The sequence below is a fragment of the Vibrio sp. Y176 genome, assembly GCF_033438945.1.
In genome coordinates, this window is the sequence record NZ_JAWOQS010000004.1 from 384,701 (window position 1) to 398,636 (window position 13,936).

General features: G+C 47.3%; 11 protein-coding genes. 4 read left to right on the forward strand and 7 right to left on the reverse strand.

The genetic code is table 11. The annotated features are described in order from the left end of the window. The first annotated feature begins 20 nt into the window (after positions 1 to 20). Together recG and R7O13_RS13010 are read left to right on the forward strand one after the other, a co-directional pair. Positions 21 to 2,102 carry an ATP-dependent DNA helicase RecG gene (recG, locus tag R7O13_RS13005; RefSeq protein WP_205391079.1) on the forward strand — a complete coding sequence of 694 codons (2,082 nt, stop codon included), beginning with the start codon at positions 21 to 23 and terminating at the stop codon, positions 2,100 to 2,102. Between the two features lie 232 nt (positions 2,103 to 2,334). Then, positions 2,335 to 3,723 carry a uracil-xanthine permease family protein gene (locus R7O13_RS13010; RefSeq protein ID WP_165401604.1) on the forward strand — a complete coding sequence of 463 codons (1,389 nt, stop codon included), beginning with the start codon at positions 2,335 to 2,337 and terminating at the stop codon, positions 3,721 to 3,723. Positions 3,724 to 3,795: 72 nt separating this feature from the next. On the opposite strand, the gene envZ is transcribed toward R7O13_RS13010, so the two are convergent. From envZ to R7O13_RS13035, 5 genes are all read right to left on the reverse strand, one after another. Next, entirely contained in the window at positions 3,796 to 5,088 is a 1,293-nt protein-coding gene (gene envZ / locus R7O13_RS13015; RefSeq protein WP_017820700.1) for a two-component system sensor histidine kinase EnvZ, read from the reverse strand. A 102-nt stretch (positions 5,089 to 5,190) separates the two neighbouring features. Further along, positions 5,191 to 5,910: a two-component system response regulator OmpR gene (ompR, locus tag R7O13_RS13020; RefSeq protein ID WP_005379333.1), complete on the reverse strand. Its 720-nt coding sequence runs from the start codon at positions 5,908 to 5,910 to the stop codon at positions 5,191 to 5,193. Positions 5,911 to 6,039: 129 nt separating this feature from the next. Then, on the reverse strand, positions 6,040 to 6,435 hold the full coding sequence (locus tag R7O13_RS13025) for a DUF1090 domain-containing protein (RefSeq protein WP_017635004.1): 396 nt from the start codon (positions 6,433 to 6,435) through the stop codon (positions 6,040 to 6,042). A 105-nt stretch (positions 6,436 to 6,540) separates the two neighbouring features. Beyond that, entirely contained in the window at positions 6,541 to 7,032 is a 492-nt protein-coding gene (greB, locus tag R7O13_RS13030; RefSeq protein WP_005379321.1) for a transcription elongation factor GreB, read from the reverse strand. A 117-nt stretch (positions 7,033 to 7,149) separates the two neighbouring features. Beyond that, positions 7,150 to 9,030, reverse strand: coding sequence for an ATP-dependent zinc protease (locus tag R7O13_RS13035; protein WP_086013892.1), 1,881 nt, complete (start codon positions 9,028 to 9,030; stop codon positions 7,150 to 7,152). A 229-nt stretch (positions 9,031 to 9,259) separates the two neighbouring features. Between R7O13_RS13035 and R7O13_RS13040 the strand changes: the two genes are divergently transcribed. Further along, positions 9,260 to 11,581, forward strand: coding sequence for a Tex family protein (locus R7O13_RS13040; RefSeq protein WP_318304003.1), 2,322 nt, complete (start codon positions 9,260 to 9,262; stop codon positions 11,579 to 11,581). A 104-nt stretch (positions 11,582 to 11,685) separates the two neighbouring features. Here R7O13_RS13040 and R7O13_RS13045 read toward each other — a convergent pair whose 3' ends face one another. Together R7O13_RS13045 and bioH are read right to left on the reverse strand one after the other, a co-directional pair. Next, positions 11,686 to 12,150: a hypothetical protein gene (locus tag R7O13_RS13045; protein ID WP_005379316.1), complete on the reverse strand. Its 465-nt coding sequence runs from the start codon at positions 12,148 to 12,150 to the stop codon at positions 11,686 to 11,688. A gap of 124 nt (positions 12,151 to 12,274) precedes the next feature. Next, on the reverse strand, positions 12,275 to 13,042 hold the full coding sequence (gene bioH, locus R7O13_RS13050) for a pimeloyl-ACP methyl ester esterase BioH (protein ID WP_213886567.1): 768 nt from the start codon (positions 13,040 to 13,042) through the stop codon (positions 12,275 to 12,277). An 84-nt stretch (positions 13,043 to 13,126) separates the two neighbouring features. Between bioH and R7O13_RS13055 the strand changes: the two genes are divergently transcribed. Continuing rightward, positions 13,127 to 13,852, forward strand: a complete 726-nt coding sequence (locus R7O13_RS13055) for an amidophosphoribosyltransferase (protein ID WP_025998648.1) — start codon at positions 13,127 to 13,129, stop codon at positions 13,850 to 13,852. Positions 13,853 to 13,936: the final 84 nt, after the last annotated feature.

A 13,936-nucleotide genomic window follows, 5' to 3' on the forward strand; every position in this document is an offset into this window, starting at 1 on the left:
ACCATTTTCTTGAGCCCTCTATGTCCGCCCAAATGTTATCTGCCGTCCCATTAACCTCCCTTTCTGGAGTTGGCGCGAAAGTCGCAGAAAAACTCGCCAAAGTTGGCTTACATAGCGTTCAAGATTTGCTGTTTCACCTTCCGTTACGCTACGAAGATCGTACTCGTATTTACCCTATTGCCAAACTGCATGCTGGCCTTTGGGCGGCCGTGCAAGGTAAGGTCATGGCAGTCGACACCATCTTCGGTAAGCGCAAAATGCTAACGGTAAAAATCAGCGACGGTAATGGCACTATCACGCTGCGCTTTTTCAACTTTACCGCAGCCATGAAGAACAATTTCACGCAAGGTAAGTTAGTACATGCTTACGGTGAAATTAAGCGCGGTGGCATGGGTTTGGAAATTGTTCATCCTGACTACAAGTTTTACGTTAGCGAGCAAAAGCCCGATGTAGAACAGAGCTTAACTCCTGTTTATCCCACTACAGATGGTTTACGCCAAATCACATTGCGCAACCTTACCGAACAAGCTTTAGCCCTGCTTGATAAAACCGCAGTGCAGGAATTACTTCCAGCTGGGTTGTATGACCATCAAATCACGATGTCGCAAGCGCTGCACACCATTCATCGCCCACCACCAACCATTAATTTAGATGAGTTTGACGAAGGCAAACATCCTGCCCAAATCCGCTTAATTATGGAAGAATTGCTAGCACAAAACTTATCGATGCTGGCGGTGCGTAGCAAAGGTCAGAAGGATTCAGCGCTACCTCTCGGTCCTTGTAATAAACTAAAAACGCAGCTTTTAGCCCAACTGCCTTTCTCTCCTACAAACGCTCAAACCCGAGTAGTACAAGAGATTGAAGCCGATCTAGAAAAACCGCACCCAATGATGCGATTAGTGCAAGGCGATGTTGGTTCGGGGAAAACGTTGGTTGCCGCTTTGGCCGCTGTTAGAGCCATTGAGCATGGCCATCAGGTGGCACTCATGGCGCCAACCGAACTATTGGCCGAGCAACACGCTATCAACTTCGCAAACTGGTTTGAAACCATGGGCATTCAAGTCGGTTGGTTAGCGGGTAAACTCAAAGGTAAGGCAAAGGAAGCCGAGCTGGCTCGTATTGCCAGTGGTGAAGCACAAATGGTAGTGGGTACTCACGCGCTATTCCAAGAGCACGTTGAATTTCATCACCTTGCTTTGGTCATCATTGATGAACAGCACCGCTTCGGTGTCCATCAGCGATTAGAATTGCGTGAAAAAGGCGCAAAACAAGGCGCCTACCCACATCAGTTGATCATGACGGCGACGCCTATTCCTCGCACCTTAGCTATGACCGCTTACGCCGATCTGGAAACTTCCGTGATTGACGAGCTACCACCGGGTCGAACGCCGATTCAAACCGTTGCCATTCCAGATACAAAACGTGACGACATCGTCGAGCGTGTCCGAAATGCCTGCTTAAACGAAGGCAAGCAGGCATATTGGGTGTGTACTCTGATTGATGAGTCGGAAGTATTAGAAGCGCAAGCCGCGGCAGATACCGCTGAAGAGCTTCAACGTAAGCTACCGGACGTAAAAATTGGTCTAGTACACGGACGAATGAAGCCGGCAGAGAAACAAGCGGTGATGCAAGATTTCAAAGACAATAAACTGCATTTGCTGGTCGCAACGACAGTGATTGAAGTTGGTGTGGATGTGCCAAACTCTAGCTTGATGATCATAGAAAACCCTGAACGTCTTGGTTTGGCACAATTACACCAGTTAAGAGGTCGCGTGGGCCGAGGTTCCGTTGCTAGCCATTGTGTGCTGCTGTACCACTCTCCGCTGTCAAAAACCGCGCAAAAACGTCTCGGAGTACTACGTGAAAGTAACGATGGCTTCGTCATTGCGCAGAAAGACCTAGAAATTCGTGGCCCTGGAGAACTATTGGGTACAAAGCAGACAGGTCTTGCTGATTTCAAAATCGCAGACTTAGTTCGAGATCAACGCCTGATTCCCGAAGTTCAGCGTATTGCGCGTCATATTCATGACAATTACCCGACTAACGCAACAGCGATTATCGATCGCTGGTTGGGTGAGCGGGATATTTACTCCAAAGCGTAATGATTGAAAGCGAGCCAAATGGCTCGTTTTTTAATGCGCCAAAAACAAAGCAAACGTTTGCTTTTTGAGTAAATCTCTCTATAATCGCGCACAAATTTTTAAGTGTGTTAGATCACACTCCACCAACCTGAGTTGACTCTGATTAACAGCAATCACAGGTAACGACGTCAACTCCACCCTGCTCTCCCATTCAGCGAGAACTAGGGAAATATTGCGACTAGCGAGACAAACAATGACAACTTCAAACCGATCTTCGGAACTGGTCTATCAACTCAACGATCGACCACCTTTGCCTCAAACCATTTTTGCCGCACTTCAGCACTTATTGGCGATGTTCGTCGCGGTTATCACTCCCTCACTGATCATCTGTCAGTCTTTGGGTGTACCAGCAGACCAAACGAATACCATCATCAGCATGTCTTTGTTTGCGTCAGGCGTGTCTTCGTTTATTCAAATTCGCACCGTTGGCCCAATTGGCTCTGGTTTGCTCTCTGTTCAAGGCACCAGCTTTAACTTTTTAGGTCCTATTATTGGAGCAGGCCTATCGCTGAAAGCCGGTGGAGCAGACATCAGCACCATGATGGCTGCCATTTTTGGTACGATTTTAGTCGCATCATTTGCAGAAATTTTCCTATCTCGCGTATTGGATCATGCCCGCCGAATCATCACTCCGCTCGTTTCAGGCATCGTCGTCACTCTTATCGGTCTCACACTGATTCAAGTCGGCTTAGTATCAATGGGCGGTGGCTACGCAGCATTAAATGAAGGAACCTTCGGCAGCTTAGACAAACTTGCTCTGGCTGGGACGGTACTTGGATTAATTGTGATTTTAAACCGCTCGAAAAACCCATACATCCGTGTGGCTTCAATCGTGATTGCGATGCTAGTGGGCTACATCATGGCGTATTTTATGGGGATGGTAGATACTTCTCAGCTAGGCGCAACTGAGATCGTAGCACTGCCCGTACCAATGCAATATGGCTTATCGTTTGACTGGTCTCTGTTCATTCCGCTGGTACTGATTTTCTTTATTACCGCACTAGAGGCCATCGGTGATATTACCGCAACATCTGAAGTGTCTGGTGAGCCAGTAAAAGGCCCAGTGTACATGAAACGCATTAAGGGCGGTGTGTTAGCAGACGGCTTAAACTCTGCAATCGCAGCCGTTTTCAACAGCTTCCCGAACTCAACGTTTAGCCAGAATAACGGCATCATCATGCTAACAGGAGTCGCGAGCCGCTACGTGGGTTACTTTATTTCAGGCATGTTAGTGATTCTTGGCTTGTTTCCTGGCGTCGCTAGCTTTGTTCAGTTGATTCCTGAGCCAGTACTTGGCGGCGCAACGATTGTCATGTTTGGTACGATTGCTGCCGCTGGTGTGCGTATTATCTCTCGTGTTGAGCTCGATCGCCGCGCAATTCTGATCATGGCCTTATCCTTCTCAATGGGACTTGGTATCGCACAAAAACCAGAGATCCTGCAATTTATGCCAGAATTTATTAAGAGTATTTTCTCAACTGGTGTTGCAGCAGGTGGCATCACAGCGATCATTTTAAATCTACTTCTGCCAGAGAAACTGGAAGACGAAGATGAACTTCCTCAGGAAGTGAAAGAGTCTTAAGATTATTGAGAATAAGAAAAGCCCAACCTATTTAGGTTGGGCTTTTTGTTTGAAAGGGTGCGGGCCATCGACTTACTTGGTAGGAAAGCTGATTTGAGCGATTAAACCGCCTTCACTGCGATTACGCATCACTACAGAGCCTGAATGCTGGCTGATTATACGCTTCACAATCGCCAACCCTAGCCCAGTGCCTTCACTACCGCGAGCGGTGTCACCACGCGTAAAGGGTTCAAATAACCTCGCGATTTGAGAATGCTCGATACCCGGTCCGTTGTCCTCTACTGAAATCCACACTAGCTGCTTATCTGCTGTCACACCAGTGCTGATTTTGACCCAGCCATTACCATAACGTAGCGCATTCACAACTAAGTTACTGATCGCCCTCTTAATCGCAATCGCGCTTCCTTTGGCTGGCGGCAAGTTAAGATTAAGATCTGTTTCAATTTCAACCTCATAACCACCTTCAGAACTGGCGACGTCACTGGCAATCGTACTGATATCAACCGCTTCAAACGATTCTTGGTTCACCGGTTTGAGATAATCCATAAACTGACTGATGATCTCATTGCATTCTTCCGTATCGCTAATGATCCCCTCCGCAAGATAGCTGTCCTCAGGAGACATCATTTCTGTCGCTAGGCGAATACGCGTCAGAGGCGTTCGTAAGTCATGGCTAATCCCCGCCATTAATAAGGCTCGGTCTTCTTCTAGCTCTTGAATACCTTTCGACATTTGATTAAAGGCTCGAGTTACAGAGCGAATCTCCGATGCGCCTTTCTCTGCTAAGGGGGGCGGGATTTCGCCTCGACCGACGTCTTTCGCGGCTCTCTCTAAAGCCAAAAGTGGACGGTTTTGCAAACGAATAAACAACCAACCACCAGCAATGATCAGCAGCGCCATAATCAAACTGTTACGAAACAGCGGTGCAAAATCTTCTTCTTGCAGCTCAGATAACGGAATACGAATGATGGAGTTCGGCAACTTTTCGATGTGCATCCACAAAATGTAACTTTCATCGCCAAGCAATAAGCGTACTTCGGTGGGCGAACCTAGCTCTTGGCTCATTTCTTCAGACATCAAATCAATCGACATTGCGTGATGAAATTCAATCGCCTTATCGCTGTCAAGGCTGTGAACCGTCACCCCTAATCTTTCTAATAATTGACGCCTTAACGGTGCATCAGACTTTAAAGGTCCTTCATCATCAAGCACCAAATTGAGCTCATGGGCGAGAATTTTATTGAACTGCTGCAAACTCGGCATCAACGCGTAGTTAAAAACGGCGTAGTAAGAGAAAACTTGGCTCGCGAGAAGCAAAGAGATGAACAGCAGAATAGATTGTGTCAGTGAACTTCGGATGCGCATGGAACGTTCCTAGTGGTCCTAATCGCGAAATTTCAGCCTTCAAAGGGAAGGTAATGAAGGCTGAAGTTGCTATAGCCAAGTGCTGGCTATGGAGTGAAGAGGTTACACCTCTTTGCCGTCTGGGACGAAAACATAACCTAGGCCCCATACGGTTTGAATGTAGCGCGGCTTGCTCGGATCGTCTTCTAACATGCGACGTAAACGTGAGATTTGTACGTCAATAGAACGTTCCATTGCAGAATATTCACGGCCACGCGCCATGTTCATCAATTTGTCTCGTGACATTGGCTCACGTGCATTCATCACGAGCGCCTTTAGAACAGCAAACTCTCCAGAGGTGAGTGGCATTGCCTCGTCACCGCGGAACATCTCGCGAGTGCCTAGATTGAGTCGGAACTCCCCGAACTCCACCACTTTTTCTTCCGTGCTTGGTGCACCCGGCAACTCTACAGTTTGGCGGCGTAATACGGCCTTGATGCGAGCCAATAATTCGCGTGGGTTAAACGGTTTTGGCAAATAATCATCCGCCCCTACCTCAAGACCTACGATGCGGTCCACTTCATCACCTTTCGCGGTGAGCATTAAGATTGGCAACATATTGTTCGCGTGGCGTAGACGACGACAAATTGACAAACCGTCTTCACCTGGCAACATTAGGTCCAGCACCATTAAGTGAAAGTTTTCGCGCGTTAGTAGGCGATCCATCTGTTCGCCATTGGCGACACTTCGTACCTGAAAACCTTGCTCAGAAAGGTAACGCTCCAATAGAGCACGTAAACGAGCATCGTCATCAACCACTAAAATTTTATGATTTTCTTGCATTGAAACATCCTTTCAGAAGCGTCTATTGTCGAAAATGTATCACTGTTTTTCCTAACGTGCTCAAGCAAATTGTTACTCTTTTTATCTTAAGCGCTTTATTCTCTCTCTAGCAGGTATTTTCAGCACCTACTATTGACCATAATTCCATTCCAGTTCACGTTTGGCCTCAAGCAGCTCTTGCTGTGCCTCAGCCAGCTTGTGACGTTTTTTCTCAATTTTGTCTGCTTTCCCTGAATGCTGAGCTTCGACTAATTCTTCCTCTCGCTCCTCAACTTCTTTAGTCTTTTCTTCCACTTCTGCTTGCAGCTCTTGGCGCAGCTCACCTTCCGAGCATTCATTCTGGATAGCGGAAAGTGCTTGCTCCAAGCCTTTAATGCGATGCTCATTACCTTGCGCTTTTGCATACTCAAGCTGCTGCTCTACCGCTAACTCTTTAGCGTCACAGCCTTTCACTTCATCTTGAGCAAAAACTGAAAGTGAGAATCCTATTGTTAGTGCAGCACTACACATGACTGCTTTGTTCATTTTACTTCTCCGAGAAAGGCACCATGCCTTTATACCAAATATTCTGACGTTGAGACCCAAGTCACTTCTAGTGAACTTCATGAGACTTGAATCGGTGATAAAGCCTCAGTCTTCCGAGGCCGGTTGAGTATATTCAATTGAGTTGATGAACCACTCTTTTTCACCTTCTGGGGTGCGTACCGTGAACTCTTCATCCACTTGTTTTTTCAACATCGCTCGCGCCATAGGTGAATCGATAGAGATGTAGTCTTTCGCATCGCCGTAAATCTCTTCAGGCCCGACAATACGAAACTTTTTCACTTCTCCTGCCTCATTTTCTATTTCCACCCATGCACCAAAAAAGACTTTGCCTTCTTGTTGCGGAGAATAGTCAACGATCGTGACTTCTGGCAGGAATTTACGAAGGAAGCGGACACGACGGTCGATCTGACGGAGTAAACGTTTATTGAAGGTGTAATCCGCATTTTCTGAGCGATCGCCCAGGCTCGCAGCCCAAGTGACGATCTTGGTGATTTCCGGGCGCTTTTCATTCCAAAGGTAATCATGCTCTTGTTTGAGTTTGTTGTAACCTTCTCGTGTAATCAGCTTAGTTTTCAAATTAACTCCTATCTCAACTAAAAAATGCTGCTCTTTGGCAGCATTAAGGAGATGATATACCCAAAGATCCAATGTTGTTCAGGCTTTGGGTATCAAGGTGATAAGGCGGCCAGAGTGTTACTTTTCGTAATCCGGTTTTTGCGTCACGATGTAATTCGTATCACTCGAAACAACCGCGCCATGTTTTAGGAAGTTTTTACCTAAAATCATGCTGTAATGGAAGCGACCTCGGTCCTGTAAGTTGACTCGGATCTTCTTCTCTAATTCGCCAAGCTTAACATGCATTTCAACCACAGGGCGTACGTTCGCTTTCTCGCCTTTCTTCGCTTTAATACGCATGACATCAACAACAGGCTTGGTAAACGCCTGTTTCATGCCAAGATCGTTCTCATAGGTAAAGCTCACCATGTCTTTGCCGTCTTTCTTAAACTGCTTGATGTTCTTAGCATTGATTGAGCTTACATCTGCACCCGTGTCTAACTTCACAGGGAAAGACATCCCCTCAACTTCAGCCACTTCGATATGGCCAGCTTTGAAAAGTGGCCTTGCATCTAGTAGATGGTCTGCGCGAGTGTTCAGTAACACACCACCCTTGGCTATGTCATGACCAAAGACGAAAAAGGGTTGAGTGTCACCCTCATCAAGCACATCGAGCGCAAACTTCATTGATGTGTCTTTTCTACCGAGAAGAAAGTCTCCTTCGACAACAGGGCGAACCGCGCTGCCAACCTTGAGCTTTTTCAACACTGGTTTGGTGATTTTTTCTTCTTTCCCCTCATCGTTCATTAAATAAAACGTGACGGATTCATCCTTACCTTTTTCTGTTACTTCAAACCCATTTACACGCAGTAATGGCGTTTTCACAGTAAAAGTGGGGTAAGCAGGGACGGTATAACCATCAATGGTGACCTGTTCTTCTGGTGAAACGACAAGAGGTTTTGATTTGAGTGCGCTTTTGAACGTTTTTTCTACGCCACCCAGTAGATTTTCTCTGTCCGTATCAATAACAAAGTGCTGACTCGCGACGTCCCGACCTAAGCGAATTTGCGAACTGAACTTACTGCGATCACGCAGATACACCAACCAACGTTGAGTTTCATTTTCGCCGACTTTGACGGGTAAATAGACTAAAGGGCGCTCGCTTTTGGTCGTTTTCAGCATTCGTACCAAGGGTAATGTCATTGGATGACGCTTGCCATTCTCGCCCTCTAACATAAAAGAGACTTCGTTATGCTTTTTGTCTACCTTGATGTCCAGTGCATGGACGTTGGTATAACGGCTAGAAGTTGAGATGCTGATCTTATATGGCACACCTTCGACTTCAACCGTCTCTTTTTTGCCAATCATTTTTGCGCGTGGCTGTTCTTGAAGGTAATCGTAACCAGCGAAGACCCATGCGTTATCATCGAGATAGGTTTTACCAATCAAGATAGGAGAAGAGAATTGCGTACGCTTGGTCAGGTTCACTTCCGTATCAACGGTGTGACCAGCGATTGTCATCGGCATTTTTATTGTCGGGCGTAGGATGGGCTTTTTGCTTGTTCGACTGCGAATCGCGCTCACTCTTTCCAGATCATCGGTAATCTGTATTTCCTTCCCTGTATAAGGGTGAGGAACCGTAAAGCTAACCTTTACTTGATATGGCTTAAAGCTGTCGGCGTCCCACTTTGCCTTCGTACCACCTAAGTCATCGACAATCGCCCAAAGTAACTCGTTATCTTTCAAATCTTGGTAATCTGGGTGTGAGCTACTGACATGGATATTCTCCGCATGCATCGATGTCGTATCTGCACCAGTATCAATCTTGCCAATAAATGGCACCGCTTTTAGTTCCGGAATGTCACTGTAGTAGACGCTCTCCACACGCCCTAGTACCAATTTGTTATCGAGCTGATAAACGGGAGCTTGTGTGGTTCCTGAGATAGACTGCGCCCAACTAAGCGGGGCGACAAGTAAGGCACTCGTAAGCGCTAACGCCAAAGACATTTTTTTCATCATGATTATCCGTATAAGCCGAGGTACATTTAGTGATATCAACAACCGTGGAATTAGGTTAGTCGATAACTGCGGATATAAGTTCTCAATTTAATTACAGTTTTGACATAAATCTGACTGATGTCCACCAGCGCCCGGTAAATTTTTGCCTCGTTAATTTAAAACATTGCAAATTCTTCGAACGACCCCAATGTTCTATACAACCAAAACTGAATTAAAAGAGAAAACACGGATGAGCCAAGCTATCTGTCGCATGATTGCTCAAGAACTGAATGTTCGCCCAGAGCAAGTCAACGCCGCTGTCACCCTAATTGATGATGGCAACACTGTCCCTTTTATTGCACGTTACCGCAAAGAGGTGACGGGGGGCCTTGATGATACCCAGCTGCGTACTTTGGACAGCCGTCTGTCTTACCTTCGTGAAATGGATGATCGCCGCCAAACCATCCTCAAATCAATCCAAGAGCAAGGCAAACTGACGCCAGAGCTAGAACAAGAGATCGCGCAGGCAGACAGCAAAACTCGTCTTGAAGACTTATACCTACCTTACAAACCCAAGCGTCGTACGAAAGGTCAGATCGCGATTGAGGCTGGTCTTGAGCCGCTCGCAGATCAGCTTTGGAATCATCCACAAACCGAGCCAGAAAGCGAAGCAAGCAAATACCTTGATGCAGACAAAGGCATCGCAGACACCAAAGCTGCATTGGATGGCGCTCGCGCGATCATCATGGAGCGCATCGCAGAAGACGCAAACTTACTGGAAAAAATTCGCAACCACTTAAATCGCAATGCGGAACTGGTCTCACGAGTCGTTGAAGGCAAAGAGCAAGAAGGCGAGAAGTTTAAAGATTACTTCAACCACAACGAGCCCCTAAGCAAAGTGCCATCGCACCGCGCACTGGCGATGCTACGCGGCCGTAACGAAGGCTTCCTGACATTGGCAATGAATGCTGATCCAGAACAGGAAGAAGGCGCTCGTCAGTCTTACTGCGAAACGATTATCGCCGACAATTATGGCGTGACGCTAAGCAGCGCACCGGCGGATACCTGGCGTAAGCAAGTGATCAGCTGGGCATGGCGCATCAAAGTATCAATGCACATGGAAACCGAGCTAATGGGCGCAATGAAAGAGCGCGCTGAAATCGAAGCGATTGAAGTATTCGCCACTAACCTAAAAGACTTGTTGATGGCAGCACCGGCTGGCCCTCGTGCAACACTTGGTCTCGATCCGGGTCTGCGCACGGGCTCTAAAATCGCTATTGTCGATCCGACTGGTAAAGTGCTTGCAACCGAAACCATCTACCCTCACCCGCCACAAAAGCAATACGACAAATCAGCGCAAATCGTTGATCAGTTGGTCCGCAAGTACAACGTGGATTTGATTGCGATCGGTAACGGTACGGCTTCACGTGAAACCGACAGCTTTGTCGCAGACGTCATCAAACGTGGCAACCTGAAAGTTCAGAAAATCATCGTAAGTGAAGCGGGGGCATCGGTTTACTCAGCATCCGAGCTTGCAGCGAAAGAATTCCCGAATATGGACGTATCTTTGCGTGGTGCGGTGTCGATTGCTCGTCGTCTGCAAGACCCACTGGCTGAGCTAGTGAAAATCGATCCTAAGTCGATCGGTGTGGGTCAGTACCAGCACGATGTTAGTCAATCAATGCTAGCAAAACGCCTAGATGCGATTGTGGAAGACTGTGTAAACGCGGTTGGTGTTGATGTGAACACTGCTTCTGCGGCGCTACTGACGCGCGTAGCAGGCTTATCAAGCACCATCGCGCAGAACATTGTCGACTTCCGCGATGAGAACGGCCGCTTCGAAGCACGTACAACCTTGAAGAAAGTACCTCGTTTAGGTCCTAAGGCGTTCGAGCAGTGTGCGGGCTTCCTGCGTATTATGGATGGTAAGAACCCACTTGATGCGTCTGCGGTTCACCCAGAAGCGTACCCAGTGGTCAAAGCGATTTCTGAGAAGAACAACAAAGATATCAAAGCACTGATTGGTGATTCAAGCTTCCTTAAAGGTCTGCATGCGGTCGATTACACCGACGATAACTTCGGCGTTCCAACCATTACAGACATCATCAAAGAGTTAGACAAGCCGGGTCGTGACCCACGTCCAGAATTCAAAACGGCGACCTTTGCAGAAGGTGTAAACTCGGTATCTGACTTGGAACCGGGCATGATTCTAGAAGGCGTGGTGTCTAACGTAGCCAACTTCGGTGCCTTCGTTGATATCGGCGTTCACCAAGATGGTCTTGTGCATATTTCTGCACTGACAGATCGTTATGTGTCTGACCCACGTGAAGTGGTGAAAGCGGGCGACATAGTCAAAGTGAAAGTGATGGAAGTTGACGTGCAGCGTAAGCGTATTGGTCTATCGATGCGTATGAACGACGAACCGGGTCAAGACAACCGCAGCCAACGCTCATCAGCAGCGCCACGTCGTAATGACCAACCGCAGCGTCGTCAGCCTCGCCGTGATGATTCGTCATCGAACAGCGCGATGGGCGGTGCGTTTGCTGCAGCGTTTGCTAAAGCGAAAAAGTAACCTTACCTAGGCTTCACCGCTAACGAGCTTTCATAACTAAAAAGAAAACGCTCCAATCAGTCAACCTGCTTGGAGCGTTTTTGTTTGAGTAGGATATTGAGTCGTCATAATACTGCTATCACTTCTGACGGGGTATGGGGAGCGACTGCATGACCATAATGAAACTTGATCACCTTCCTGCGCTTTTCCATTAATCCTTCATTGATCGCAGCATCCAAAATGCGCTTTGGTAAGCGAAAGCGGATCGCGTAGCCTTTCCCCTGGTCTTCACTATACGATTTGAGCGCAAGCAAACTAAAAAGCCGTTCTAGTGTATCTTCCGGCTCTTCTTGATAACGCGTGTCGACTTCCGTTTCCATATCATAATCAGGATGCTCTGAAGGATCCCAAGAAGACTGACGTCGGCGCTTGTCGTCACCTTTTACTTTTCGCTCTGCATTGGTTTTGGCCAATGCGACCGTTGGCGTTACAGGCTCTCGGACTTTATTGTCGCGAGCTGCTTGTTCCGTCTGCACATTCACGGATGGGGCGATCAGTGGCACACTTACGTTGGTCGGTGACACAATCATTGCGAACCCTCCTCAGAGTCGCCCAACTCGTCAATATGGCTTAGCTTTATTGGCTAATAAAACCTCACCACCCTTTATATCGACCACTTTTTAAACAACTTGAGGTATTTCCGCTCGTACTTGCTCAATCGTGAGCAAACTCTCGGATTTGAACACAAAATTCGTCATGTTCGGTGATAAAAGGCGCATGAGAGGACTGATTAAAAACAAACTGCTGGGTATGAGGCAACTGTTCACTTAAATCGTTAGCTACTTTAATTGGCACCAACCCATCTAAACGGCCATAAAGACGCAACATTGGAACAGAAAGAGACGTCAACGCATCGCGCAGATCCACATCAGCAAGGATGTTTAGCCCAACCAACAGCGATTCAGGGTTTGGCTGAGGGCGCGATAGTACCGCTTGCTTGAGCTGTTTAACGTCTTTACGCGCTGATGGGCTGCCCATCGCTTGCAACGCCATAAAGCGCTCAATGGTCAGTGAGAAATCTTCTAGCAACTGAGAGGTGAACGCACTCAGTACATTCGGTTGAATGCCACGCCACGGTTTTTCTGCGGCAAATTTAGGTGAGCTGGCAACCGTAATCAACTTAGCCACGCGCTCGGGCATATTTAATGCCACATGCGTCGCCACTAAACCTCCGAGGGACCAACCAAGCCAAATCGCGTTCTTTGGCGCACCTTGCACCACCAAGTTAGCAATATGGTCTAAATCTTCAGCATGAGATTCGGCGCTATGTCCGTACCCCGGAAGGTCAACCACATGAACTCGGAAATAAGGTTGAAGAGACTCGACTGTCTGCTGCCATACCGCACCATTCATGCCCCAACCATGAAGTAACACCAAATCTGGTCCCTGACCAAATGACTGCCAGTGTAATTTCGTGCTCATGCTCTCAATCTCTCCCACTTATTTTATTCCCTACGGCTTCAGCCAAACGTTAGGCTGAGTAAAATATCACCATGAATAAACGCTATGTTATCTCATCACTGGCAAAACATCATGCATCGTGTATTGAGCAGTCAATGCGGCCTGTGTCGGTTCCCTATTCAAACACCAAGCCACACAAATACTCTGCGCTGGTGCGAGCACTGTTTAAAATACCTAACTCCGGTAAAACGATGTCAACGCTGCGGTTTATCATTACAGAAAGAAGAAATGAGTACGGATAGTATTTGTGGTGAATGTCTTTCAGAGCCACCGCCATGGCAAAGGCTATACACGTTAGGCGATTACGACTTTCCCCTTTCACGGGAAGTACAACGCTTTAAAGATCACGGAGAGTCTTGGCATGTAAAAGCATTAACCGAGCAACTGGCACAGCGCATCACCACGCCAGCTCCAATCATTACCAGTGTGCCATTGCACTGGCAGCGTTACCTGCGCCGGGGTTTTAATCAAAGTGATGTTTTAGCCCGACACCTCGCCAAGCAATTGCAGACTAATTTTGATGCGAAGGTCTTTCGTCGAGTAAAGCTCGCCCAATCACAGCGTGGTAATACCAAAACAAGCCGTGAACAAAACTTAAAAGGCGCGTTTATTCTCAATAAGCAACCTCACTCTTCCCATGTTGCCATCGTCGATGATGTAGTCACCACAGGCAGTACCGTCCGACAATTATGTCATTTACTACTTGAAGTTGGCGTAGAAAGCATCGATATTTACTGCATCTGCAGAACACCTGCTCCTCGTTCTCTCTAGATCGCTTCGCCATGCCTTAGCATCAAAAAGACTAGACCCATACGTCAACAAGAGTAGAATAGCAGCAGTAACCTACAAATTTAC